This window comes from Rhizobium sp. BK418, from assembly GCF_004341105.1.
Classification (GTDB): Bacteria; Pseudomonadota; Alphaproteobacteria; order Rhizobiales; family Rhizobiaceae; genus Rhizobium.
The window spans coordinates 379,490-403,781 of the sequence record NZ_SLZK01000003.1 but is presented as its reverse complement, the minus strand read 5'-3'; the positions used below and the strand labels follow the sequence as shown (position 1 = coordinate 403,781).

Annotated in this window: 21 protein-coding genes; 16 read left to right on the top strand and 5 right to left on the bottom strand. The window is 59.1% G+C overall.

The window, feature by feature from the left end; genetic code table 11:
- Positions 1-42: 42 nt before the first annotated feature.
- The 3 genes from EV281_RS13460 to EV281_RS13450 all read left to right on the top strand — a co-directional run bounded on the left by EV281_RS13460 (position 43) and on the right by EV281_RS13450 (position 1,883).
- Positions 43-504 (top strand): Lrp/AsnC ligand binding domain-containing protein, encoded by a 462-nt coding sequence (locus EV281_RS13460; protein ID WP_007824522.1) that lies wholly within the window; start codon positions 43-45, stop codon positions 502-504.
- Positions 505-649: 145 nt separating this feature from the next.
- Complete coding sequence (locus EV281_RS13455) at positions 650-1,375, top strand: LuxR family transcriptional regulator (protein ID WP_132653597.1); 726 nt, start codon at positions 650-652, stop codon at positions 1,373-1,375.
- A gap of 46 nt (positions 1,376-1,421) precedes the next feature.
- On the top strand, positions 1,422-1,883 hold the full coding sequence (locus EV281_RS13450) for a diguanylate cyclase (protein WP_132653596.1): 462 nt from the start codon (positions 1,422-1,424) through the stop codon (positions 1,881-1,883).
- A gap of 11 nt (positions 1,884-1,894) precedes the next feature.
- Here EV281_RS13450 and EV281_RS13445 read toward each other — a convergent pair whose 3' ends face one another.
- From EV281_RS13445 to EV281_RS13435, 3 genes are all read right to left on the bottom strand, one after another.
- Positions 1,895-3,016 (bottom strand): DUF2333 family protein, encoded by a 1,122-nt coding sequence (locus EV281_RS13445; RefSeq protein WP_132653595.1) that lies wholly within the window; start codon positions 3,014-3,016, stop codon positions 1,895-1,897.
- A gap of 150 nt (positions 3,017-3,166) precedes the next feature.
- Entirely contained in the window at positions 3,167-4,240 is a 1,074-nt protein-coding gene (locus EV281_RS13440; RefSeq protein WP_132653594.1) for a hypothetical protein, read from the bottom strand.
- Positions 4,241-4,313: 73 nt separating this feature from the next.
- On the bottom strand, positions 4,314-4,916 hold the full coding sequence (locus EV281_RS13435) for a thymidine kinase (RefSeq protein WP_132653593.1): 603 nt from the start codon (positions 4,914-4,916) through the stop codon (positions 4,314-4,316).
- Positions 4,917-5,152: 236 nt separating this feature from the next.
- Here EV281_RS13435 and EV281_RS13430 point away from each other — a divergent pair, with 236 nt between their 5' ends.
- From EV281_RS13430 to EV281_RS13410, 5 genes are all read left to right on the top strand, one after another.
- Entirely contained in the window at positions 5,153-6,109 is a 957-nt protein-coding gene (locus tag EV281_RS13430) for a choline ABC transporter substrate-binding protein (protein WP_132653592.1), read from the top strand.
- Positions 6,110-6,186: 77 nt separating this feature from the next.
- Positions 6,187-7,032 carry a choline ABC transporter permease subunit gene (gene choW, locus EV281_RS13425; RefSeq protein WP_132653591.1) on the top strand — a complete coding sequence of 282 codons (846 nt, stop codon included), beginning with the start codon at positions 6,187-6,189 and terminating at the stop codon, positions 7,030-7,032.
- Positions 7,029-8,075 carry a choline ABC transporter ATP-binding protein gene (choV, locus tag EV281_RS13420; protein ID WP_132653590.1) on the top strand — a complete coding sequence of 349 codons (1,047 nt, stop codon included), beginning with the start codon at positions 7,029-7,031 and terminating at the stop codon, positions 8,073-8,075. The genes choW and choV overlap by 4 nt, the downstream gene beginning before the upstream one ends.
- Positions 8,076-8,214: 139 nt before the next feature.
- Positions 8,215-8,964 (top strand): pyridoxamine 5'-phosphate oxidase family protein, encoded by a 750-nt coding sequence (locus EV281_RS13415; protein ID WP_132653589.1) that lies wholly within the window; start codon positions 8,215-8,217, stop codon positions 8,962-8,964.
- Positions 8,965-9,078: 114 nt separating this feature from the next.
- Positions 9,079-9,396 carry a metalloregulator ArsR/SmtB family transcription factor gene (locus EV281_RS13410; RefSeq protein WP_113208129.1) on the top strand — a complete coding sequence of 106 codons (318 nt, stop codon included), beginning with the start codon at positions 9,079-9,081 and terminating at the stop codon, positions 9,394-9,396.
- A 241-nt stretch (positions 9,397-9,637) separates the two neighbouring features.
- On the opposite strand, the gene EV281_RS13405 is transcribed toward EV281_RS13410, so the two are convergent.
- On the bottom strand, positions 9,638-11,608 hold the full coding sequence (locus tag EV281_RS13405; protein WP_132653588.1) for a PhoX family phosphatase: 1,971 nt from the start codon (positions 11,606-11,608) through the stop codon (positions 9,638-9,640).
- A gap of 248 nt (positions 11,609-11,856) precedes the next feature.
- Between EV281_RS13405 and EV281_RS13400 the strand changes: the two genes are divergently transcribed.
- From EV281_RS13400 to ade, 3 genes are all read left to right on the top strand, one after another.
- Positions 11,857-13,185, top strand: a complete 1,329-nt coding sequence (locus EV281_RS13400) for an aspartate aminotransferase family protein (protein ID WP_132653587.1) — start codon at positions 11,857-11,859, stop codon at positions 13,183-13,185.
- A gap of 703 nt (positions 13,186-13,888) precedes the next feature.
- On the top strand, positions 13,889-14,992 hold the full coding sequence (locus EV281_RS13395; protein WP_132653586.1) for a branched-chain amino acid ABC transporter substrate-binding protein: 1,104 nt from the start codon (positions 13,889-13,891) through the stop codon (positions 14,990-14,992).
- A gap of 117 nt (positions 14,993-15,109) precedes the next feature.
- On the top strand, positions 15,110-16,807 hold the full coding sequence (gene ade / locus EV281_RS13390) for an adenine deaminase (RefSeq protein WP_132653585.1): 1,698 nt from the start codon (positions 15,110-15,112) through the stop codon (positions 16,805-16,807).
- 4 nt (positions 16,808-16,811) lie between these two features.
- Here the strand turns inward: ade and EV281_RS13385 are convergent, their stop codons facing one another.
- Positions 16,812-18,461: an alpha-glucosidase family protein gene (locus EV281_RS13385; protein ID WP_132653584.1), complete on the bottom strand. Its 1,650-nt coding sequence runs from the start codon at positions 18,459-18,461 to the stop codon at positions 16,812-16,814.
- A 272-nt stretch (positions 18,462-18,733) separates the two neighbouring features.
- Here EV281_RS13385 and EV281_RS13380 point away from each other — a divergent pair, with 272 nt between their 5' ends.
- The 5 genes from EV281_RS13380 to EV281_RS13360 are packed head-to-tail and all read left to right on the top strand — an operon-like array spanning position 18,734 to position 24,187.
- The gene (locus EV281_RS13380; protein WP_132653583.1) at positions 18,734-20,314 is read left to right on the top strand and encodes a peptide ABC transporter substrate-binding protein; all 1,581 of its coding nucleotides are present in this window, start codon (positions 18,734-18,736) and stop codon (positions 20,312-20,314) included.
- Between the two features lie 48 nt (positions 20,315-20,362).
- Positions 20,363-21,286 (top strand): ABC transporter permease subunit, encoded by a 924-nt coding sequence (locus EV281_RS13375; protein WP_132653582.1) that lies wholly within the window; start codon positions 20,363-20,365, stop codon positions 21,284-21,286.
- The gene (locus tag EV281_RS13370) at positions 21,283-22,200 is read left to right on the top strand and encodes an ABC transporter permease subunit (protein ID WP_132653581.1); all 918 of its coding nucleotides are present in this window, start codon (positions 21,283-21,285) and stop codon (positions 22,198-22,200) included. The genes EV281_RS13375 and EV281_RS13370 overlap by 4 nt, the downstream gene beginning before the upstream one ends.
- On the top strand, positions 22,201-23,208 hold the full coding sequence (locus EV281_RS13365) for an ABC transporter ATP-binding protein (protein ID WP_132653580.1): 1,008 nt from the start codon (positions 22,201-22,203) through the stop codon (positions 23,206-23,208).
- Positions 23,201-24,187 (top strand): oligopeptide/dipeptide ABC transporter ATP-binding protein, encoded by a 987-nt coding sequence (locus EV281_RS13360; protein WP_132653579.1) that lies wholly within the window; start codon positions 23,201-23,203, stop codon positions 24,185-24,187. The genes EV281_RS13365 and EV281_RS13360 overlap by 8 nt, the downstream gene beginning before the upstream one ends.
- Positions 24,188-24,292: the final 105 nt, after the last annotated feature.

The window sequence follows — 24,292 nt, the reverse complement described above, 5'->3', positions numbered from 1 at the left end:
AGCATGATCTTTGCCTACCGACCGCGTGAAAGGCCGCGAAAAATGAAAGAGCTTGACCGTCTCGACCGCAAGATTCTCCGCGCATTGCAGAAGGAGGGTCGGCTTTCGAACATAGAGCTCGCCGAGCGCGTCAACCTGTCGCCGACGGCAACGGCGGAACGCGTCAAACGGCTGACCCGGGATGGTTATATCACCGGCTACATGGCAATTCTTTCACCGGAAAAGCTCGGTCGAAATCTTCTCGTCTTCGTACAGGTTAAACTTGATCGCACCACACCTGACGTTTTTGATGCCTTTGCTGCCGCAGTAAAACGCAGCGACGACGTCATGGAATGTCACATGGTCGCAGGAGGCTTCGACTATCTGGTGAAGGCGCGCATGGCGGGGATGGAAGCTTATCGTCAATTCCTCTCTGAAGTGATTCTTTCTCTCCCCGGCGTACGCGAAACGCACACCTATGCAGTCATGGAAGAGGTAAAGGGCACCGCCCTTCTACCTGTATAGAGCAAAGACCAACTTAAACGCGTTTTTCGCCTGGTTAATTTTTCACGAAATGAATTAATCAGTGTGTGCTAAGTCAATTACCACTAGCATGCATACGGATTTATGTATTTGATAGCGGTAACATGAAGACTTGCGGGGGCATATAATGTCTTACATGACTACCTCTGAAAGGCAGTCCTTGCTGTCAAACGAATTGGCGGTGGCGCGTACGCGCGGCCTGTTTGCGCAAGCGCTTGGCAGGCTGGCGGCGGCTTTCGGTTTTGAATATGTCACTCTGCTGAACGCGCCCTCTCCGGAAGATCTGCTGCTCAAGCCGCTGATCATAGAGAGCTTGCTTCCAGCTTCTTACATCAGGGATTTCGACCGCGGACACATGTTGCGCGCCTGTCCCTTTGCCGCCCGCATGAGGGAATCGGCCGTACCGCAGGTCTGGCACCTCAGCGATCCGGGCCATGCCCAAGCCTTTCCTGGCGACATCAGAAATTTGATGCTCCAGCGCCGCATGATGGCGGGCCTCGCGATGCCGATCAATTCCGCCGATGGGCAACGCCTCGTCTTTTGGTTCGCTGGCGAGCGCGCACCCCTCGGCCAGAGCGAAATCAACGAACTCGCGATGATCGTTCTCTACGCCCTTGATACCTACAACGCTGTCAAGCGCAACGAGGAAAGCGCACATAATGCGCTTTCGGCGCGTGAGTTGGAGGTTGTGCGCTGGACCGCGCAGGGCAAGACCTCGATCGAGATCGGCCAGATCCTGGCGCTTTCGGACCATACGGTAAATGCCTATATGACCAACGCAATTAAAAAACTCGATTGCGTCAACCGCACCCAGTTGGTAGCAAAAGCCATCCGATTGAAGCTGATCAGCTGAGGAATCAGAAGAGAATCAGCGCGTCATCCCGAATTAGGGGGAAACCGTGCCTCTTCGTTTCGAACAGCCGGCCACCGAGCATCGGCCGCAATCCCGAGCCCATATCGATATTACCGATGCCGAAGCGCTGACGATGTTCGCCGCCTATCGCCTCTTCGGCTTCTGGCGTATGAACCTCGAGACGGGGCATTTCTTCGCCAGCGAAGACGTCCACCAGATTTTCGATCTTCCCTACAGCGAAGGCCCGGTCAATCTGACCGAACTCATGTCGCGCATTCATGAAGAAGACCGGTTGCTGATCGTCGAAACTTTCGAGCAGGCAAGCCTTTACAGGGTCGGCTTCCACTACGTCTATCGCGTCGACAACAGGCTCGGCGGCTACAAGATGGTGCGTACCGTCGGCCAGTTCCGCGACGATCTCAGCGGCGGCGGCATTGTCGGCATCACCTATGAATTCGTCGAGAAGATGCGCATCGTCGGCTTCGAGGACGGCGGCTCTCCGGCTTAAGCCGCATGGACCTAGCGGTCGAGCACGGCACGGATTTCCACGAGGTTCGAACGTACCCTCAATATATAGAAGCCCATCGTCGCAAGATGGCTCGGCATGATCCAGCCATCCTCGCGTCCGTTGGAAATGATCGCCGGCTGGACGCGAAGTGCCGCCTGGAATTGCCGTGTCGTACTAGCAAAAATTGCTCCGAGGTTTCGCTCCGACACAACCTGAGAGAAGTCCGACTGGGCCGCCGAAAGAATCGCGTAATACGCGTAGAGCTGGCCATAGGCGAACCAGAAGCGATCGTCGGCACGCGTGTCGAACCAGCCGCGATTGTGGTTTTCCGAGCGCTCAGCCAGCATGTCGGACGTGCTGCCTAGATCGTTGGCGATACGGTCGATAAACTGGATAAGGTTGTCGGCGCGACCGTCGAAGACCGCATTGCAGGCGGCCAGATCGGTATTGAACTTGCGCAGGCTGTTGATCGCTGCACGATAATAGGCTGGCGTCGGCGTCTTCGGTCCGAAAGGACTGAGGCCGAAATACCAGCTATATTCGTCGAACTGCAGATTGCCCCGCGCATTCTGCAGATCGTTGTTGATGCCGGACGTGCCGCGCACACGCCCCAGCGTATCGACAAGCTCCACCGATGTGCGGCGGACGGCCTGGTTGATGCCGCGCTGGAAAGATGCCTTGTTGTCAAGGAAGGGCGTGTGATCCCAGTCGACCCCGAAGAAGCCCATCTTATAGAGCACCATCGATGATATCCAGGCATTCTGGTTGACGTTGAAATCCGTCAGGTCCGCCGCGACATCGACGATTGCCGAGCGCTGGCAGGTCTTGGCAGCACTCCCGTCTGCCGCGGGAATTTCTTGCCCAGCCGGCACCTTACGATCAGAAAGACGATACTGATCGACGAAACTAGTGTTGAAATTTGACCAGATCTGCGTCTGCCATATGAAATAGCCGTAGAGAACGACGAGGAGCGCGAAAAACGCCAGGATCGGCAGCCGGATGAGCCACGTCCGCCGAGTGTACCATCCGTGCGCGGCCAGGAACGGCCAAAAGGCCCAGGCGGCAAAAAGGCGAACCCATCGGCTGATCGTCCGGCCGATCAGTTTGAAAAAACCGGCAATCCGGTCGAGCATCGTCGTCTCCTGTCAGGCGGCGAAACGGGGATATCTCTTTCCATCCACATATGCGCTCGATCGTCCAAGTACAACAACGGACAAGGATATTTCGGCCAAACGATGCGTGAGCCAGACACGACGATACAGGAGTGCCTCCCTCGTCGCCTGTCAGGAACGCAGCGAACGCAGGAATCCGAGCCCCAGCATGGGGGATTTGCGCACCACGTCGATTAGTGGTGCATCGGACCGTTCCTCGGCATAAACGGGGAATTTGCGGGCAAATTCCTGGTCGGCACGACTTTTGCGCTGAACCAGATCCTGGGGCACCAGCATGCCCTTCTCGAAAAGAGCGATGGAGGGAGCGATGTTCGGAAAAAGCTCCGGTCTGATCCTCATCTTTGTGCCCGGCCGCTCGGTATCGACCTGCGCCTGATAGATGATGAGCCGCTCCTCCGTATCGACCGAGAGCTTTCGGATGAGCACGTTGCAGCCGGCGATGCGGCTGTTCAGCCTGTCGACGAAAGCCTGGAACATGCCGATGAAGCGTTCGCGCCGCTGGCTCTCGTCGCGCATTGCATGTTCCTCGACGGAAATTCGCTCGGCTTCGGCGATCAGCGCCTGACGCTCCGTCTCCATCTGCTCCCAATGAGCCTTGTTGCCATAGACGCCGATACGGCCCTGTGCGTTCAATGCCTTGGCGTTGAGCTCCTTCATACGCATTCGCGCAATGTCGATCTTGTCGACCAGCCGCCGCCGATGCTCGACAATGTCGACGAGGCTGAGTTCCGCGCCCCTGTGACGCTCGACAAGGGACCGCCTCTGGCCTTCGAGCAGCATTGCCAGAAGATCGGATTTTGTCAGCAGATCGAGCAGCTGCTCCACGACCGGCGCCTCGCGCACCCGCGCGCTGTGCATGCGCCACATGCGCTGTCGAGAGAACCACCCGGCTATCTTTTCGCGTCGCGTTAGTCCGCGAAAACTGTCGAGATCGGCCGAAACCTTCGATGTCAACCGGTCGAGCGAAAAGACGAGTTCCGCAAGCAGCGCATCGAGCGTAGCGCTGTCGTTGAGGAAGGCCTGGAAGCGTGTATTCTGCTCGAGGAACGTCTCGTCGGATGAGCGCGTCCCATCGCCGTCGAAGCTCGAGATACAGGAGGCGCAATAAGCGGCCTCGCCGCCCATCGCCTCTGCAAGGTCTCGGGCAGCAGTATACTGGCTATCGAAGGGTGGGCTCTTGCGCACGGGGCACTCCCAGGGAATCTCCGTTTTCAAGATTAGTCATTTGCCACGGCAAAGAAAACAGGCGTCAACCTGCTCAGACCGGCTCGGCAATCCATTCGCCGTTCATTGCATCGTCCCAGTGGCGACGGCACAGCGAAACATATTTCTCATTCCCGCCGACATCGATCTGCGCGCCCTCGTGCAGCACCTTGCCATCGGCATCGAGCCGGACAACCATCGTCGCCTTGCGTCCGCAATGGCAGATAGTGCGCACCTCGCGCATCTCATCGGCAATCGCGAGCAGTTCCTGCGAGGCCGGGAAGAGTTTTCCCTGGAAATCCGTCCTCAAGCCGTAGACCATAACGGGGATGCCGAGCCTGTCGACCACACGCGCCAGTTGCCAGATGTGATCGCGCGTCATGAAATGCGCCTCGTCGACGAAAATGCAGGAGATCGGCTGCCCCTCAGCGCCGAGTTGCCGGATCAGCCCATAGAGATCGCTGTCGCTTTCGAAAGGGATGGCCTCCGCTTCAAGCCCGATACGCGATCCGATAACGCCGCTCCTGACCCGGTCGTCGAAGGCCGCAATCAAGAGAACCGTGCGCATGCCGCGCTCCTGGTAATTGTAGGAGGCCTGCAGCAGCATCGTCGACTTGCCGGCATTCATCGTCGAGTAGTTGAAATAGAGTTTTGCCATCGGATTCTCCTTGTCTGGCTTCTTGGAAGCTGGAGAACGCAAAGAAAAGCCCCGGCGAATCGATAATCACAGGAAATCCCGATGTTAAAATCGCCAAAAGCCTTGAAAACGAGGCATTCCCAAAAAACGCGAGTGCGTCGCAATCACATAGGCCGGAACGCCGCAAACGCGCCGAGATTGCTTGTAAAACTGGGCTAATGATGGTTGGCTTGGGAACGTAAGACTGGGAGTCTAAAATGAAAACAACAAGCGCATTCAAACTCGTTACCGCAACTGCTGTCGCTGCCCTCTCCGTTGCGACCGTCGCCTTCTCCGCTGATCCCGAAAGCTGCTCCACTGTCCATCTTTCCGACATCGGCTGGACGGACGTCACCTCCACCACTGCAACCGCTTCCCTGCTCCTCAAGAAGCTCGGCTATGAAACCGACGTCAAGGTTCTCTCATTGCCGGTCACCTATACGTCGATGAAGAACAAGGACATCGACGTCTTCCTTGGCAATTGGATGCAGTCCCAGAAGGGGGATATCCAGCCCTATCTCGACGACAAGTCTGTCGAGTCCTACGGTCCGAACCTCGTCGGCGCCAAGTACACCCTGGCGACCAATGCCAAGGGCGCCGAACTCGGCATCAAGGACTTCAAGGATATCGCCGCTCACAAGAGCGATCTCGACGGCAAGATCTACGGCATCGAGCCCGGTAATGACGGCAACCGCCACGTCATCGACATGATCGACAAGAACACCTTCGGCATGAAGGACATGGAACTTGTCGAATCCTCCGAGCAGGGCATGCTGGCGCAGGTCGCCCGCGCCGAAAAGGAAGGCAAGCCTATCGTCTTCCTCGGCTGGGAACCGCATCCGATGAATACCAACTTCAAGATCACCTATTTGTCGGGCGGCGATGATACCTTCGGACCGAACTTCGGCGGCGCTGAAGTCTATACCAACGTGCGTGCCGGTTACCTCGGCGAATGCCCGAATGTCGGGACGCTGGTCAAGAACCTGAAGTTCTCCCTGAAGATGGAGAATGAGATCATGAACAAGATCCTGAACGACGGTGAAGATCCGGAAAAGGCAGCGGGTGAGTGGCTGAAGGCTAATCCGTCAGCGGTCGAGCCCTGGCTTGCCGGCGTCAAGACGCGCGATGGCAGCGGTGATGGCCTTGCGGCTATCAAGTCCGGCCTCGGCCTCTGATGAGATGAACGGGGCGGACCTGCCGCCCCGTTTTCATTTTCATCCCGATCTTCGTTCTCAAAAGACAGGCGCGCCTCGTGAATTGGATCACTGACGCTAAAATTCCCATTGGCCCCTGGGCCAAATCATCAGTTGATTGGCTGACGACGAACGGCGAATGGTTCTTCAAGCAACTCTCCGCTCTGCTATCGCACGTCATCGACGGCCTGCTTTTCCTATTGCAGACGCCCAATCCGCTGATTGCCATCCTTATCATCAGCCTCGTCGCCTGGTGGCTGCGCCGATCGATAACGGTAGCGGTCTTCACCTGTCTTGGGCTGCTGCTCATCATGAACCAGGGCTACTGGAAAGAGACGACAGAAACGCTGGCGCTCGTGCTCGCCGCAACTTTCGTCAGCATGGTGATCGGCATTCCACTCGGCATTGCAGCTGCCCGTCGCGCCTGGATCTATGCGGCCATGCGACCCGTGCTTGACCTCATGCAGACCATCCCGACCTTTGTCTATCTGATTCCAGCCCTTATCCTTTTCGGCCTCGGCATGGTGCCAGGCCTGATCGCAACCGTCATCTTCGCGATCCCTGCCCCTATCCGCCTCACCCGTCTCGGCATCATCTCGACGCCCCCTTCCCTAGTCGAGGCCGCCGTCGCCTTTGGCGCGACGCCGATGCAGGTTCTTCGCAAGGTCGAGCTGCCCTTTGCAACGCCGCAGATCATGGCCGGCCTGACACAGACCATCATGCTCTCCCTCTCGATGGTTGTCATCGCCGCGCTCGTTGGCGCTCCCGGTCTCGGCGTACCCGTCGTGCGTGCCTTGAACACGGTCAACATCGCCAAGGGTTTTGAGGCCGGTTTCTGTATCGTCATCCTGGCAATCATTCTGGACCGCATGTTCCGCACCGCAGGCGAAGGAGATGGCGCATGACCGCGGTCAGTTTCAACGACGTCAGCATCATCTTCGGCGACCGGCCGGAAATCGGACTCGCCATGGTCGATAAGGGACGCACGCGCGATGAGATCAGCGCCGAAACGGGCCTCGTTCTCGGTGTGGCCAACGCGTCGCTGACGATACAGGAAGGCGAAATCCTCGTGCTGATGGGGCTTTCTGGCTCCGGCAAGTCGACACTTCTGCGCGCCGTCAATGGACTTGCACCCGTCGTGCGCGGCGACGTCGCCGTTTCGACGGCAACAGGGCCGGTGAACCCATACAAATGCAATGCCAAGGCGCTGCGCGATCTGCGCACGCATACCGTCTCCATGGTGTTCCAACAGTTCGCTCTCCTGCCATGGCGGACCGTCGCCGAAAATGTCGGCTTCGGCCTCGAACTCGCCGGCATGAAGGATGCGGAACGCAAGAACCGCGTCGGAGAGCAGCTCGAACTCGTCAACCTCACCAAATGGGCGGACCGCAAGGTCAATGAACTTTCCGGCGGCATGCAGCAGCGCGTTGGCCTTGCCCGGGCATTCGCCACCGGTGCTCCGATCCTGCTGATGGATGAGCCGTTCTCAGCGCTCGATCCGTTGATCCGCACGCGACTGCAGGACGAGTTGCTGGAATTCCAGCGGCGGCTGAAGAAGACCATCCTCTTCGTCAGCCACGATCTCGACGAGGCATTCCGCATCGGAAATCGCATTGCTATCATGGAGGGCGGACGGATCATTCAGTGCGGAACGCCGCAGGAAATCGTCAAGAACCCGGCCGACCAGTATGTCGCCGATTTCGTGCAGAACATGAACCCGATTAATATGCTGACGGCCTGCGACGTCATGCAGCCCGGGCTCGGCGATGCGGCAATCGGCATGTCGGTTAGCGCCACCGCACGCCCCACGACATCGCTTGTCGATATTCTCGATGCCCTCTCCCGGCAGCCCGGCAGCATCGGCGTGGTCGACAATGGCCAGGTCATCGGCACCATCTCGGCGCAGGATGTCGTCACCGGCCTGACGCGGCACAGGCGCAAGGAATAAGGCGCGTCACCGCAAAACTGTGCAGCGGTTTTGCAGTGACGGCAGCCGGAACAAGAACCTGAAGCGTGGCACCTGCATCCTGGAGATGACGGCGCGCTTTAGACTTGATCCATTCACTCCGCTTTGCAACATAGCGGATATGAAAGAACCGTCATCCACTTTGCGCGAAACCGACGACGAAGCCCGCAAGCTGGCACGCACCCTCCTGCGCTCCGCCCGCTTCGCGGCCCTTGCCGTTCTCGATCCTGAAACCGGCTTTCCCTTCGCAAGCCGGGTTCTTCTCGGCACCGACATTGACGGCGTGCCGGTCATTCTGGTTTCCGCGCTCTCGGCCCACACAAAAGCGATCGCCGCCGATGCCAGGGCGTCGCTGCTGACCGGCGAGCCAGGCAAGGGCGATCCGCTCGCCTATGCCCGCCTGACGACCCAATGCCGTGCGGAACTGGTGGACCGCGACACGCCCCTCCATACACGCATTCGCACCCGTTTTCTCGGCCGCCACGCCAAGGCGAAACTCTATATCGATTTTCCGGATTTCCGCTTCTTTCGCCTCATCCCGCAATCGGCCAGCCTTAATGGCGGCTTCGGTCGTGCCTACATTTTGGAAGGCAGCGATCTGGTGATTCACTCCCAATCAAACGACGACATCGCTGAAAAAGCTGACGCAGCAGTGCAAGATTTAGTAGCGCGCCATCCAAATCTGATGTCGGCGCTGATATCCAGGCTAAAGGTCTCTGAACCAGGCCCTTGGCGCATATGTGGGGTCGATTCTGAAGGTTTTGATATGATTTCAGGTGACTTATTGTTGCGTTACGAGTTCGACATACCCGCTGAGGATTTAGATCACATTTGTTCAAACATATCTAAAATAGCATACCTGGTACCTTAAATTTAGGTATATACAATCTTCGAGCCCAATTGCTAGTTTTCGCCGTCAGTCAAAGAACCGTCTGACGGCCTGTGCCTGTACGGATGATGTACGTTTCGCATTAGGAAGAAAAATATGGAAACCTCTGATTTGGCCGAGCACACCAATGTGGCGGCAGCTTTATTATCGGCCATGGCCAACCCCAAGCGTTTGCTGATCCTCACCAGCCTGGTAAAGGGAGAAGTGCCTGTCGGCGTTCTCGCCACTCAGGTCGGCTTGAGCCAGTCGGCCCTCTCCCAGCATCTGTCGAAATTGCGCGCTCAGAAGTTGGTCAAGACCCGTCGTGATGCACAGACGATCTACTACTCCAGCAACTCCGAACCGGTCATGAAAATCCTCGCAACACTCGAGGATATCTATGTGACCCAGAACCGCAGCAGGTCCGCTGCCTGATGTTCGCGCTGATATGATGTCAGCCTGAGCAGCGTTCCGAAGGAGACGTCTCCGCGGACGCCGCTTGCGCTAATCAGCACCTGAAGTCTGACAGACCGGCAATTCGCAAGATTTGCCGGTCTTGTTGCTTCAAGCATGTCGCGAAAAACGGCGCAGTGGTTTCGATCACGACATGCGGAACCAAGGACCTAAAGCGTGACAGCGAACCGAAGGATCGCGACACGTTCAAGGAAAGACGGGCCTAGCTGCCCACCACGCCGTTGTTGCCGCGCGTCAGCACGACGAGCGACGGACGGGCCGGTACGCCTGGTTTGAAGTCCGGCCAGCTGGTGCCGGCATCTTCCATCGAGGTCGCATCCTCATTGTCGGCCATGCGCAATTCACCCGGATGCTGAACCGAGAGGAATACGCTGGAACCATCAGAGGTAAAGGTCGGAGAGCAGGTCTCCGAACCGACTGGCGCGATATAGATGAGCTTCGGCAGGGCTCGGCCCGGACCTTCCGTATCCATGACATAGACGGAATCGGCGATGCCTTCCGGCGGCGGACCGTCGGTCGTTATCCAAAGACGGCCTGCCGGATCCACAGCGAGGTTGTCAGGATCAGTGAACCAGCCTGACGAGGTGGTCGCCGGGTGGAACATCGCCTGGTCTTCGGGTTTTGCCGGATCGCCGCAGAGGACGAAGACATCCCACTTGAAGCTTTCGGCCGCATAATCCGGCTTGTCAGGACTGCCGGGCGCCACGAGCTCCAGCAGATGGCCGTAGGGGTTCGGACCGCGCGGATTGGCGACGTTGACCTGTTCGCGCTCCTTGTCACCCTCGCCCTTCGGCAAGCGGTCCTCATTCTCTGTCATGGCGACGTAAAGCTTGCCGGTGCCGAGATGCGGGATGAAGCCTTCCGGCCCATCCATCGGTGTAGCACCGACGAGGTCCGCGGCAGCGCGGGTCGCCAGAACCACATCGGCCTGCGTCTTGAAACCGGCCTCCGCCGTCAGCGGGCCTTCGCCGGCAACGAGGGGAATCCAGCGCATCGTGCCATCGCTCTCGAACTTGGCGACCGATAGCGTGCCGTGGTCGAGCAGATCCTTGTTGGCCGCCCGATCATTGGGTTTCCACGGATCGCGGGTGACGAAGCGGTAGATATATTCGAAATCGTCATCATCGCCCATGAAGACCACGACGCGCCCGTCGGGAGCGACGCAACATTGCGCGCCTTCATGGGTCATGCGGCCGAGCGACGTACGCTTGACCGGCTTTGCCGTCGGATCGAACGGATCGATTTCGACCACCCAGTCGAAACGCATCCACTCATTCGGCTCCTCCTCGAACTTGAAACGCGGCTCGACGCGGCTGACGGAATAGATATCGTTTTCATCTTCATCCCAGCCCTGGCGTTCGACCAGTTCCTGGTTCGGTTTGGTATAGTCGCCGGCAAAAACGTCCATCGCGCCTTCTTCGCCCGAGAGCATCGTGCCCCAGGGCGTAATGCCGCCATTGCAGTTCGAGATCGTGCCGAACACGACCGTGCCGGTCGGATCGGCCTTGGTCTTGAGACGATCGTCACCGGCAGCCGGGCCGGAAATGCCGATTTCCGTGCTCATATGAATGCGGCGGTTATATTTGCCGTCCTTGACCACCTGCCACTGGTTGCCATCCTTGCGCACCTCGAAGACGGACACGCCGACAGCGGCCATGACCGCGCGGATCTGGTCCTCCGTCATCTTCTCGCGGTAATCCTCCGCTGTCAGACCCGGGAACATCAGGAAGGGCGTCGCATATTCATGGCTGACGACCATCAGCCCGTGATCAGAGCTCTTCTCGCCCCAGGGCAACGGCAGGAACTGCGTGAAGTCGTTATTGTAGCCGAACTGGCGCTCGGCCGCCTTGCCGTTGAGCTTGGTGACGTCGAATTCCGGGCTGTCGGCAAAGAGAGCGTCACCCCAGCGAACAAGGATCTGGCGCTCGTAACCTTCGGGCCAGTGATCGGTGGTGTCGCGCACGCGCTTTAGCTCGGGGAAAGTGAGCGTCGACTCGGCAGCCTCTGCTTTCGTTGCTTTGAGCGCTGGCGCAAAAGCAGCCGCCCCCACGGCTGCGATGAAGCCCTTGAGAACGGTGCGGCGACGAACGCCTTCTTCGAGAATGGTGCCGTAGCTCGGCGCAAATGCACGCCGCGGATTGGGACGCGGTCTGGTCTTCTGGCGGTCCGTCATGACTACCTCCGGTAAAAACGGTTGAATTTCAATGAAATGAAAAAATGCCCCTCGGCCATTGCGGCCATCGGTCTTTGTAGCCATGTCGGGCGAAGGATTGATGACGCATCAAGCATTCGGGAACGTCAGATGGCGACGCTTCTGCGGCTTGACGCTTTTCCGGGCGCTGATAATTTGACCGGGCAGTAAAAAATAATCGGCGCCAAGCCTAAAACGGGAACGGCCTCCCCAACGGCCAGGAGAACAGCATGTCCAACCGCCTGAATGCAACGCCAAACGACCTTCGCGCCTTTTGGATGCCCTTTACCGCGAACCGCCAGTTCAAGAAGGAACCGCGCCTCTTCGTGAGCGCGAAGGATATGTACTACCAGACCCATGACGGGCGTCAGGTTCTGGACGGTACGGCTGGCCTCTGGTGCGTCAATGCCGGACACTGCCGCCCGAAGATCACCGAAGCGATCCGTGAGCAGGCGGGCGAACTCGACTACGCCCCAGCCTTCCAGCTCGGCCACCCCAAGGCCTTCGAGCTTGCCAACCGGTTGGTTGATATCGCACCCGAGGGCATGAACCACGTCCTCTACACCAATTCCGGTTCTGAATCGGTCGAGACGGCTCTCAAGGTCGCTCTTGCCTATCACCGCGTCAAAGGCAATGGCTCGCGCTTCCGCTTGATCGGCCGCGAGCGCGGCTATCACGGCGTCAATTTCGGCGGCATCTCCGTCGGCGGCATCGTCACCAACCGCAAGATGTTCGGCACGCTGCTGACCGGCGTCGACCACATGCCGCACACCCACCTGCCCGGCAAGAACAATTTCACCCGCGGCGAACCCGAGCACGGCGGCGATCTCGCGACCGAACTCGAGCGCATCGTCACCCTGCATGACGCCTCAACGGTCGCCGCCGTCATCGTCGAGCCAGTCGCCGGCTCCACCGGCGTTCTCATTCCGCCGAAGGGCTATCTGCAGAAGCTGCGCGAGATCTGCACCAAGCATGGCATCCTGCTGATCTTCGACGAGGTCATCACCGGCTTCGGCCGCCTCGGCGCTCCTTTCGCTGCTCAATATTACGACGTGAAGCCTGATATCATCACCACCGCCAAAGGCCTGACCAACGGCGTCATCCCGATGGGTGCCGTCTTCGTGACCTCGGAAATCCATGATGCCTTCATGAACGGCCCCGAGCATATGATCGAGTTCTTCCACGGCTATACCTATTCTGGGAACCCGATCGCTTCGGCTGCCGCGATTGCGACGCTCGACACCTACAAGGAAGAAGGCCTGTTGACCCGCGCAGGCGAGCTTTCCGACTACTGGGCCGATGCGCTGCACTCGCTGAAGGATTGCCCCAACGTCATCGACATCAGAAATACAGGTCTCATCGGCGCCATCGAGCTTGACCCGATCGTCGGCGAACCCACCAAACGCGCCTTTACGGCCTTCCTTAAGGCTTACGAAAACGGCCTGCTGATCCGCACAACAGGCGACATTATCGCGCTATCGCCACCGCTGATCATCGAGAAGAAACACATCGACGAGCTCTTCGGCAAGCTGCACACGATCCTGCAGAACAACATCTAACTCGATCATCCCGACCGAATTCAAGGGCGAGGCTTCGGCCTCGCCCTCTCTTTTGATGTCGGCGACCTCAATCGCGTTATCGGCCTCCGTCGTGAGAAATTTCCTGCAGACGGGGCAAATCAGCCCAAGCTACCGGCCTGATTACTGACTTCCTGCGAAAGGCCCTCTCTCAGCAATAGCGCATCTCCCTCATCTCGGCGCCCCCTCGGCCACTGGGGATGAGGAAGCATTCCGGCTTGAGATAGGCCAGGGCCGGCGATCGAAATGCACCGCCCATAGATCTGGCGAAGCAGGTTTCGCTTCAGCTTTCTGCAAAGGTTGCAAGCGAAGCGCGATTGAACGCGCGCAATCGGGAAAACGTCACCTTTTGACTAAGGTTACCTGATATGAATATGGCAAGCCTGCGAGTGGCCGCACAGGCAGACCGAAAATTGCGGCAAATGGACTGAAAAATCAAAAAATCGGGCGCAATCTTTTCAAATTTGGCAAAGAGGCGCCCGATCTTGTTATCATCTTGCGGAACCTTACCGAAATTTCTAGAAATCTTGCCATGCGCTGCGCGAGCCAAACATGGACGCGAAGCTCATTGATCGCGCAGCTTTTCTTCGTCCTTGGCACGCTTCCGCAGGAAGCGCTGACAAAGAAACGGCCTGCGTGGCAAGCAACCGGTGGTCGAAGGCGACCCCACCCAAGGAGACAGAACATGACCCTGAAGACTCTGACGGCGACGCTTGTCGCCTCTCTGGTATTTGCGCCACTTGCGCATGCGGATATAACCATCGGCCTCATCGCTCCGCTGACGGGTCCGGTGGCTGCCTATGGTGATCAGGTAAAGAACGGCGCGCAGACCGCTGTCGATGAAATCAACAAGAAGGGCGGCATTCTCGGTCAGAAGGTCGTCCTCGAACTTGCCGACGACGCCGGCGAACCGAAGCAAGGCGTTTCCGCTGCAAACAAGGTTGTCGGCGAAGGTATTCACTTCGTCGTCGGTCCGGTCACCTCTGGCGTTGCTATCCCGGTTTCCGACGTTCTGGCGGAAAACGGCGTGCTGATGGTCACCCCGACCGCCACCGCGCCTGACCTTACCAAGCGCGGCCTGACGAACGTTCTGCGCACCTGCGGCCGTGACGACCAGCAGGCTGAAGTCGCCGCCAAATACGTTCTCGCACATTTCAAGGATAAGCGCGTCGCTATCATCAACGACAAGGGCGCTTATGGTAAGGGCCTCGCCGATGCCTTCAAGGCAACGCTGAACGCCGGCGGCGTCACCGAAGTCATCAACGACTCCATCACGCCCGGCGACAAGGATTTCTCCGCATTGACGACTCGCATCAAGGCCGAGAATGTCGATCTCATCTATTTCGGCGGCTATCACCCGGAAGGCGGCCTGCTCGCCCGCCAGCTGCATGACCTCTCGGTCAACGCTCAGATCATCGGCGGCGACGGCCTCTCCAACACCGAATTCTGGACGATCGGCACGGATGCGGCAGCCGGCACGCTGTTCACCAACGCCTCCGACGCCACCAAGAGCCCGGACTCCAAGGTTGCTGCCGACGCGCTCGCCGCCAAAAAGATCCCGGCTGAAGCCTTCACGCTCAACGCCTATGCCGCAGTCGAAGTGCTGAAGGCCGGCATCGAGAAGGCTGGCAGCGCCGACGACGCGGAAGCTGTCGCGGCTGCCCTGAAGAGCGGCGAAGAGATCCCGACTGCAATCGGCAAGCTCACCTACGGCGAAACCGGCGACCTCTCCTCTCAGAGCTTCTCGCTCTACAAGTGGGAAGGCGGCAAGATCGTCGCTGCCGAATAAGCGGAACGAATGAAACACGGGACCGGGCGCCATTGGCGCCCGGTTTCGTTTGCGGGCATCGAATCCGGAAACAGATGCGCTATAACTCGCGGAATCGATTGCATCGCGAGGATAGTTATGACCGCCAAGCTCGAACATCTCATCGATCAGGGTGTGGGTCGCATTCCGGCCGATATCGTGTTGAAAGGCGGACAGTTCTTCGATCTGGTGACAGGCGAACTCGTTCAGTCGGACATCGCCATCGGCGGCGACCGCGTTGTCGGTACCTGTGGCACCTACGATGGTGAGACTGAGATCGATATTTCCGGGAAGATCGTCGTTCCAGGCTTCATCGATACCCACCTGCACATCGAATCCTCGCTGGTCACGCCCCATGAATTCGACCGCTGTGTCCTGCCTTACGGCGTGACGACCGCGATCTGCGACCCCCATGAGATCGCCAACGTGCTCGGCAAGGAAGGCATCGAATTCTTCCTCGCTTCGGCGCTGGAAACCGTCATGGATATCCGCGTCCAGCTTTCCTCCTGCGTGCCGGCCACGCATCTGGAAACGTCAGGCGCCGACCTGCCGGTCGAAAGCCTCCTGCCCTATCGCGACCACCCCAAAGTTATCGGCCTTGCCGAATTCATGAATTTTCCCGGCGTGATTCATAAGGATCCCGTCTGCATGGCCAAACTCGACGCCTTCCAGGGCGGACATATAGACGGGCACGCGCCGCTTCTCTCTGGCAAGGATCTCAACGGCTATCTTTCTGCCGGCATCCGCACTGAGCATGAATGCACGAGCGCCGCTGAGGCACTGGAGAAAATCCGCAAAGGCGTGCATATCTTGGTTCGCGAGGGCTCGGTTTCGAAGGACCTGCATGCCCTGATGCCCATCATCACGGAGCGTCTGTCTCCCTATCTCGCGCTGTGCACCGATGATCGCAATCCACTTGATATCGCCGAGCAGGGCCATCTTGACTACATGATCCGCACGGCAATCGCCAAAGGCGTCGAACCGGTGGCGATCTACCGTGCTGCCTCGATCTCCGCCGCGCGCGCTTTCGGCCTGCGTGACCGCGGCCTCGTTGCCCCCGGCTGGCGCGCCGATCTTGTCATTATCGACAGCCTGGAGAATTGCCGGGCAGAGATGGTCTTCTCGGCCGGCCGCCAAGTTACCGACGCACTTTTTGCCACCCGAAAGCCCGTGTCACCCGTCGGCCTCGACAGTGTCAAGGCGCGGCCGGTCAATGCGGCCCATTTCGGCGTGCCCGTCTCGGAGGGCGAAACGTCCGTCATCGGCGTCATGCCCGGCAAGATCATCACCGAGCACCGTCGCTACCGCCTGCCGGCCAACGGCAATCAGACGACCGTCGACCTCGGCAACGATATCATCAAGGTCGCCGTCATCGAGCGCCATGGCAAGAATGGCAATCACGCCAACGGTTTCGTTCAGGGTTTCGGATTGAAGAAAGGCGCCATCGCCTCGACAGTCGGCCATGACAGCCACAATATCTGCGTCGTCGGTGTCAGCGAAGATGACATGGCGCTCGCCGCCAACCGTCTCGGCGAGATCAAGGGGGGCTTCGTGGTGGTCGAAAACGGCAAGGTCACGGGCGAGATCGCCCTGCCCGTCGCAGGCCTGATGAGCCTGGAACCTTACGAGACGGTGCGCGACACGCTGCACCATCTGCGCAAGGCCGCCTACGCCCTCGGCACGACACTGGAAGAACCCTTCCTGCAGGTCGCCTTCCTGCCCCTGCCCGTGATCCCGCATTTGAAGATTTCGGACAAGGGAATGGTGGATGTCGATCGCTTTATGTTGCTCGGCTGACCGCTTAGCTGATGCGGGCACAGAAAGCGTCGAGCGCACCGAGCTTCACCGCATGAGCGCCGGCAACAGCATGGAACCCCGGCATCGCCAGCGTAGCGCCCAACTTCATGCCTGCAGGAAGCTCAAATTCCGCAGGCTCACGGGTCAGGTTGAAGACAAAAAGCAACTTCTCGTCACCCTTTTCGCGGACGAAAGACAGGAGATTCTTGTCCGCACCGACGAACTCCATGCTGCCATCAAGCAGCACGGGCTGGCTCTTCCGGAATTCAAGTGTGCGCCGATAATGGTGCAGAACCGAGCCCTCATTATTTTCCTGCGTGTCGACGGCAAGCGCTGCCTGTTCATAGGGCACCGGCAGCCAGCTCTTCTCCGCGCTGGTAAACCCCGCATGCGCCTTGCCGGCCTCCCAGGGCATCGGCGTGCGGCATCCGTCGCGACCCTTGAAGGCCGGCCAGAAGCGGATGCCATAGGGGTCGCGCAGGTCTTCGAAGGCGAGTTCCGCCTCCGGCAGTCCCAATTCCTCGCCCTGATAGAGGCAGATCGATCCTCGCAAGGCCGCAAGCACTGAAATCGCCAGCTTGGCGATCACGGGACGTTCCTCTTCCGTCAGGGCGAAGCGGCTGACATGACGATTGACGTCATGATTGGAGAAGGCCCAGCAGACCCAGCCGTCCTTCACCATGCGCTGGAAGGTCTCGACACAGCCGCGAATATGATCGGCGGTGAAATCCGGTCCGAGCAGATCGAACGTATAGCACATATGCAGCTTGTCGCCGCCGGTCGTATAGGCGGCAACGGTCTTCAGTGAGCGCGCTCCATCACCGACTTCACCGACGGTCGTGCGCCCCTCGTATTGATCGAGCAGAGCCCGGAAACGCTTGAGGAATTCGAGGTTCTCCGGCTGCGTCTTGTCATAAAGATGGTTCTGCATGCCGTAGGGATTGGTGTCGGGCGCATCGAGACCGACCTGATCCGGGTCGGGCTCGTGCGGCGGATTGTCCCGAAGCAGCTTGTCGCAAAAGTAGTAATTCACCGTGTCCAGGCGGAATCCATCCACGCCGCGGTCGAGCCAGAATTTCACGGTCTGCAGAACTGCGTCCTGAACCTCCTTGCTGTGAAAGTTCAGGTCAGGCTGCGAGGTCAGGAAGTTGTGCTGATAATATTGCCGGCGCACGCCGTCCCATTCCCAGCCGGGGCCGCCGAAGATCGACAGCCAGTTGTTCGGCGCCGTCCCGTCCGGCTTCGGATCGGCCCAGACATACCAATCGGCCTTCTCATTCGTACGGCTGGAACGGCTCTCCACGAACCACGGATGCCGGTCGGATGTATGGGAAATCACCTGATCGATGATGACCTTGATGCCGAGCCTGTGGGCCTCTGCCATCATCGCGTCGAAATCGTCGAGCATGCCGAAAATCGGATCGACGTCGCAATAATCGGAGACGTCATAGCCCATGTCGGCCATGGGCGACTTGAAGAAGGGAGAAAGCCAGATCGCATCGACGCCGAGGCTTGCAATATGGGAAAGACGCCGGGTTATACCTCTGAGATCGCCGAGCCCATCGCCGTTCGTATCCTGAAACGAGCGCGGATAAACCTGATAGATCACCGCACCGCGCCACCAATCCGCGTTCCCACCTCTCTGCAATGCCATTGCCGCCATCTCCCGCTTCATTTCGAACGCCAGACTAATGGCGACGAAGCAAAAGACAACAGCGCAATCTCTATTCTCAAGCAAAGATCGCGCAGTCGCGATCGGACAAAAGGGGGCCGTTTATAAGCTTGTCCACACCCGAATGCTACCCACTGGTTTAGGGGTTGCAACGCCAAACCTTTGCGTTAAGGTGCCGTTGACCTGCACGTAACAGGTCAAACCGGGAACAAATGACTAAGAAAAGGCGAAAAGCCTAGAAAGGTGGACCCACCATGTCCTTTTTCACGAAAAAATTTCTCGCGTCCGCAATGGTTGGCTCATTGCTCGCATTTTCGGCCCAAGCGGCCACGCTAAACATCCATAATGGTGGCGACCCCACCTCGCTGGATCCGCAAAAACTCTCAGGCGACTGGGAAAACCGTATTGCCGGCGACATCTTCGAAGGCCTCGTCACCGAAGACGCCAAGGACAACCCGGTTCCGGGTCAGGCCGAAAGCTGGACCATTTCCCCCGACGGCAAGGTCTACACTTTCAAGCTGCGCGACGGCATCAAGTGGTCTGATGGCCAGCCGGTAACCGCAGGCGACTTCGTTTTCGCCTTCCAGCGCCTCGTGGACCCCAAGAATGCGGCCGACTACGCCTATCTGCAGTTCACCATCAAGAACGCTGAGAAGATCAACAAGGGCGAGATCACTGACCTGAACGAGCTCGGCGTCAAGGCGATCGACGACAAGACGCTGGAGATCACCCTCGAGAACCCGACCCCCTATTTCATCAACGCCCTGATGCACTATACGGCGTATCCGCTGCCGAAGCATGTCGTCGAGGCCAAGGGTCAGGACTGGGTCAAGATTGGCAACATCGTCACCAACGGTCCGTACAAGCCGGTCGAGTGGGTTCCCGGCTCGCACGTCACCACCGTCAAGAACGACCAGTATTACGGCGTCAAGGATCTGAAGATCGACGGCGCGAAGTTCTTCGTGCTTGAAGACCAGGAAGCCGCGCTCAAGCGCTACCGCGCTGGCGAATTCGACATCATGACCGACTTCCCAACCGACCAGTATGAATGGATGAAGAAGAACCTGCCGGGCCAGGCGCATGTCGCCCCCTTCTCCGGCCTCTACTATTACGTCATCAACTCCACCAAGCCGCCCTTCAACGACAAGCGCGTCCGCCAGGCGCTCTCCATGGCGATCAACCGCGAAGTCATCGGTCCGCAGATCCTCGGCACCGGCGAACTGCCGGCATATTCCTGGGTCCCGCCGGGCACGGCAAACTACGGCGAACCCGCCTATGTCTCCTGGAAGGATCTTCCCTATAAGGACAAGGTTGAAGAAGCCAAGAAGCTGCTGAAGGAGGCCGGTTTCGGTCCTGACCATCCCCTGACGACCGAACTCAAGTATAATACCAACGACAATCACAAGCGCATTGCCGTCGCAATCGCCTCCATGTGGAAGCCGCTTGGCGTGAACGTTGAACTCGTCAACGCTGAAACGAAGGTCCACTACGACCAACTGCAGCGCGGTGAAGTGCAGATCGGCCGTGCCGGCTGGCTCGCCGACTACAACGATCCGGACAACTTCCTGAACCTTCTCGTAACCGGCGTTCAGATGAACTACGGCCGCTGGTCGAATGCCGAATACGACAAGCTGATCAAGGAAGGCAACGCTCAGACCGATCTGACGAAGCGCGCCGAGATCTTCAAGAAAGCCGAACAGCTCGCGCTCGACGACACCGCCGCCCTGCCGATCTACTACTACGTCTCCAAGAACGTCGTCTCGCCCAAGATCGAGGGCTTCGTCGACAACGTTCAAGACATCCATCGCACGCGCTGGCTGTCCATCAAGGAATAAGGATGAAAGGCTCTTCCCGGCCGGTCCGGGAAGAGCCGCTCCACGACCATGATCAAATACGCCCTCCGTCGATTGCTGTCGACGATCCCCGTCCTGTGGATCGCCGTCACAGCTTGCTTTTTCGTTTTGCGCCTTGCTCCCGGCGGCCCCTTCGATGGCGAAAGGCCATTGCCGCCGGTGATCCTGAAAAACCTCGCGATCCACTACAATCTGGATAAACCGCTCATTCAGCAGTACCTGATCTATGTCGGCGACCTGCTGAGAGGCGACCTCGGCCCCTCCTTCGCGAGTGAGGACTTCACCGTCGCTCAGCAGATCGCGATCGGTCTGCCCTACACCTTCACCATCGGTACGGCTGCCTTCCTGATCGCCATCATCGTCGGCGTCGCCGTCGGCTGTCTCGGGGCGCTCTATCAGAACAAGGCACCAGACTATATTCTGGGCGCTCTCATCCTGGTGGGCGTCGTTCTCCCGAACTTCCTGATCGCACCGATCATGCAACTGATCTTCGGCATCCACCTCGCGTGGTTCCCCGTCGGCGGCTGGGGTGACGGTTCGATCAAATATCTCGTTCTGCCGATCGTCGTTCTGGCCCTGCCGCATGCCGGGCGCATCTCGCGCATCACCCGCGGCTCGATGATCGAAGTGATGAACCAGAACTTCATCCGCACAGCCAAGGCCAAGGGCATCGGCCCGCGCCTGACGGTCATGCGCCACGCGTTGAAGCCCGCGATGATGCCCGTCGTCTCTTATCTGGGACCGGCGGCAAGTTACCTTCTCACCGGCTCGCTGGTTGTCGAGAGCATCTTCGGATTGCCCGGCATCGGCCGCTATTTCGTCAATGCGGCGCTGAACCGCGATTACGGCATGGTTCTCGGCACGGTCATCTTCTACATGGTGCTGATCGTGTTCCTGAACCTTCTGGTCGACATCGCCTATGCCTGGCTGGACCCGAAAGTGAGAAACCGATGATCCTCAATCCCGCGAAAAGAGAGCTGCTCGCAGCCGAGCTGCTGGAAGCGGAGGGCCTTGCGCCGGAAGGCCGCTCGTTGACCAGAGACGCACTGCGCCGGCTCTCGCGCAACAAGGCCGCGGTCATATCGATCGGCGTGCTGGTGCTGCTGATCCTCGCCGCCTTCCTCGGCCCGAACTTCATTCCCTTCAACTATGAAGATCCGGACTGGGCCGCCTTCAAGGATCCGCCCTCTTTCGCCACCGGACATTTTTTCGGCACCGATCCGAACGGTCGTGACCTTCTCGCCCGTGTTCTCTACGGCACGCGCGTCTCGCTTGCCGTGGCGTTGACGGCTACGGTCGTGTCCGTCGTCATCGGTGTGCTCTACGGCGCGATCTCGGGCTATATCGGTGGCCGGCTGGATGCGATCATGATGCGCTTCGTCGACATCATGTATGCGCTTCCCTACATCCTCTTCGTCATCCTGCTGATGGTGATCTTCGGCCGGAACGTCTACCTTCTGTTTGCAGCGATCGGCGCGCTTGAATGGTTGACCATGGCCCGCATCGTCCGCGGCCAGACCCTATCGCTGAAGCACCGCGAATTCGTGGAAGCCGCTCGCGCCTCGGGTCAGAAGCCTTTCAAGATCATCACCAAGCACATTATCCCAAATCTCGTCGGCCCCGTCGTCATTTTCGCAGCGCTGACGGTGCCGGAAATCATCGCCACCGAGAGCTTCCTGTCCTACCTCGGCTTCGGCGTGCAGGAGCCGTTGACCTCGCTCGGCACTCTGATTGCCGAAGGCACCGACGCGATGGAAAGCATGCCCTGGCTGCTGATTTTCCCGGCAAGCTTCCTTGTGGCCCTGCTCCTCAGCCTGCTGTTCATCGGCGACGGGCTGCGCGATGCGTTCGACCCGAAGGATCGATAGATGTCCCAAGAAAAACAAAAAGATACCCTTCTCGAACTGAAGGACTACTCGATCACATTCGAGACCCCCGAAGGTCAGGTGAAGGCCGTCTCGAACATGAACCTGACGGTTCGCCGCGGCGAACGTATCGCCATCGTCGGCGAATCCGGCTCCGGTAAGAGCCAAACCTTTCTCGGTATCATGGGGCTGCTCGCCAAGAACGGCAAAACGAACGGCCAGGCCTTGCTCGAAGGAAAGGACGTGCTGGCGCTGAAACCGCGCGAGCTCGACAACGTCCGCGGCAAGGACATGGCCATGGTCTTCCAAGATCCGATGACGGCGCTCAACCCGTCGCTCCGGATTTCCCGGCAACTGACGGAACAGCTCGAGATCCACCGTGGCTTTACCGCCAAGGCGGCATCGGCCGAAGCACTCGACATGCTGAAACGTGTCGGCATTCCTGACCCGACCCGCCGTTTCAACCTCTATCCGCATGAGCTTTCGGGCGGCATGCGCCAGCGCATCGTGATCGCCATGGCGCTGCTCACCAAGCCGAAGCTGCTGATCGCCGACGAGCCGACCACCGCACTCGACGTGACGATCCAGGCGCAGATCCTTGATCTCTTCAACGATCTGACGGCGGAAATGAACACCGCGCTCATCATGATCACCCACGACCTCGGGGTTGTGGCGGGCCTGGCTGACAAAGTGGCCGTCATGTATGCTGGCCGCATCGTCGAAGAAGCCCCTGTCGACGAACTCTTCGAAAACCCGGCACACCCCTATACGGCAGCGCTGCATGCTTCGATCCCGCGCCCGGATCAGGACGTCGATGATCTCGTCGTCATTCCCGGCCGCCCGCCGAACCTGCAGCACCTGCCGAAGGGCTGCAATTTCTCGCCGCGCTGTTCGCAGGTTCAGGACGATTGCATCGACCACCCGCCGCAACTCGAACAGCAGGGGGCAAACCACTGTGCCGCCTGCTTCCATCCCTTCCCCCGCCGCGAGGAGTTGCTGAGCCATGGCTGAACGCTCGCTTCTGAGGGTCGAGAACCTGACGACCCAGTTCGAGATCCCTTCGAAATCTCTCTTCAAGCCGCCGGTGATGCTGACGGCCGTCAACAATGTCAGCTTCGATCTTGCCGAAGGCCGCACGCTCGGCATCGTCGGCGAATCCGGCTGCGGCAAGTCCACGCTCGGCCGCTCCATCCTGCGCCTCTTGAAGTCGCAGAAGGGGCGCATCCTCTGGCAGGGCCGCAATCTGCTCGACCTGTCGGATGAAGAAATGCGTGCCGCACGCCGCGACATGCAGATCATCTTCCAGGATCCGATCGCCTCGCTCGATCCACGCATGACGGTCGGCGACATCATAGCCGAGCCGCTTACCGTCTTCGAACCGAAGCTGACCAAGGCCCAACGTCTCGACCGCGTACGTGAGATCATGGCCGCTGTCGGCCTGGTGCCGGAGATGATCAATCGCTATCCGCACGAATTCTCGGGCGGTCAGGCGCAGCGTATCGGTATTGCCCGCGCCGTTGTCACGAGACCGAAGCTTATTATCTGCGACGAACCGGTCTCGGCGCTCGACGTGTCGATCCAGGGCCAGGTCATTACGCTGCTTCGCAAGCTGCGCAAGGAGTTCGGCCTGACGCTGATCTTCATCAGCCACGACCTCTCCGTCGTGCGCCTGATCTCGGATGACGTGCTCGTGCTTTATCTCGGCAAGGTCGTCGAGGCCGGCGATTGCGCCACGGTCTTCGAACATCCGGCCCATCCGTACACCCAGGCGCTCTTTTCGGCCGCTCCGATCCCGGACCCGAAGCTCGCCCGCCTGCGCACCCGAATTCGCCTGCAGGGCGACCCGCCCTCGCCGCTGAATCCGCCGAAAGGCTGCGTCTTCTCGCCGCGCTGCTGGAAGGCGACGGATATCTGCCGCACCGAAATGCCGCCGACGGAACTGGTCCGTCCTAGCCAGACGGCCGCCTGCTATCATATGGACAGGCCCTGACCTGAATTTCCCATCGCCCCGGGACTGGGGCGATGGACTTTCAACTCTCCTTGACTTGTCTCCTCCCGCCTCTTCGCGTATCCGCAAGAGCAGAAAAATTCCGGG

Coding starts and splice junctions, on each gene's coding strand:
- EV281_RS13360 (WP_132653579.1), top strand. CDS start 23,201: ATGGCTGAACGCTCGCTTCTGAGGGTCGAGAACCTGACGACCCAGTTC.
- EV281_RS13395 (WP_132653586.1), top strand. CDS start 13,889: ATGACCCTGAAGACTCTGACGGCGACGCTTGTCGCCTCTCTGGTATTT.
- EV281_RS13415 (WP_132653589.1), top strand. CDS start 8,215: ATGAAAGAACCGTCATCCACTTTGCGCGAAACCGACGACGAAGCCCGC.
- EV281_RS13405 (WP_132653588.1), bottom strand. CDS start 11,608: ATGACGGACCGCCAGAAGACCAGACCGCGTCCCAATCCGCGGCGTGCA.
- EV281_RS13435 (WP_132653593.1), bottom strand. CDS start 4,916: ATGGCAAAACTCTATTTCAACTACTCGACGATGAATGCCGGCAAGTCG.
- EV281_RS13430 (WP_132653592.1), top strand. CDS start 5,153: ATGAAAACAACAAGCGCATTCAAACTCGTTACCGCAACTGCTGTCGCT.
- EV281_RS13455 (WP_132653597.1), top strand. CDS start 650: ATGTCTTACATGACTACCTCTGAAAGGCAGTCCTTGCTGTCAAACGAA.
- EV281_RS13365 (WP_132653580.1), top strand. CDS start 22,201: ATGTCCCAAGAAAAACAAAAAGATACCCTTCTCGAACTGAAGGACTAC.
- EV281_RS13400 (WP_132653587.1), top strand. CDS start 11,857: ATGTCCAACCGCCTGAATGCAACGCCAAACGACCTTCGCGCCTTTTGG.
- EV281_RS13410 (WP_113208129.1), top strand. CDS start 9,079: ATGGAAACCTCTGATTTGGCCGAGCACACCAATGTGGCGGCAGCTTTA.
- EV281_RS13370 (WP_132653581.1), top strand. CDS start 21,283: ATGATCCTCAATCCCGCGAAAAGAGAGCTGCTCGCAGCCGAGCTGCTG.
- EV281_RS13380 (WP_132653583.1), top strand. CDS start 18,734: ATGTCCTTTTTCACGAAAAAATTTCTCGCGTCCGCAATGGTTGGCTCA.
- EV281_RS13445 (WP_132653595.1), bottom strand. CDS start 3,016: ATGCTCGACCGGATTGCCGGTTTTTTCAAACTGATCGGCCGGACGATC.
- ade (WP_132653585.1), top strand. CDS start 15,110: ATGACCGCCAAGCTCGAACATCTCATCGATCAGGGTGTGGGTCGCATT.
- EV281_RS13375 (WP_132653582.1), top strand. CDS start 20,363: ATGATCAAATACGCCCTCCGTCGATTGCTGTCGACGATCCCCGTCCTG.
- choV (WP_132653590.1), top strand. CDS start 7,029: ATGACCGCGGTCAGTTTCAACGACGTCAGCATCATCTTCGGCGACCGG.
- EV281_RS13385 (WP_132653584.1), bottom strand. CDS start 18,461: ATGGCATTGCAGAGAGGTGGGAACGCGGATTGGTGGCGCGGTGCGGTG.
- EV281_RS13460 (WP_007824522.1), top strand. CDS start 43: ATGAAAGAGCTTGACCGTCTCGACCGCAAGATTCTCCGCGCATTGCAG.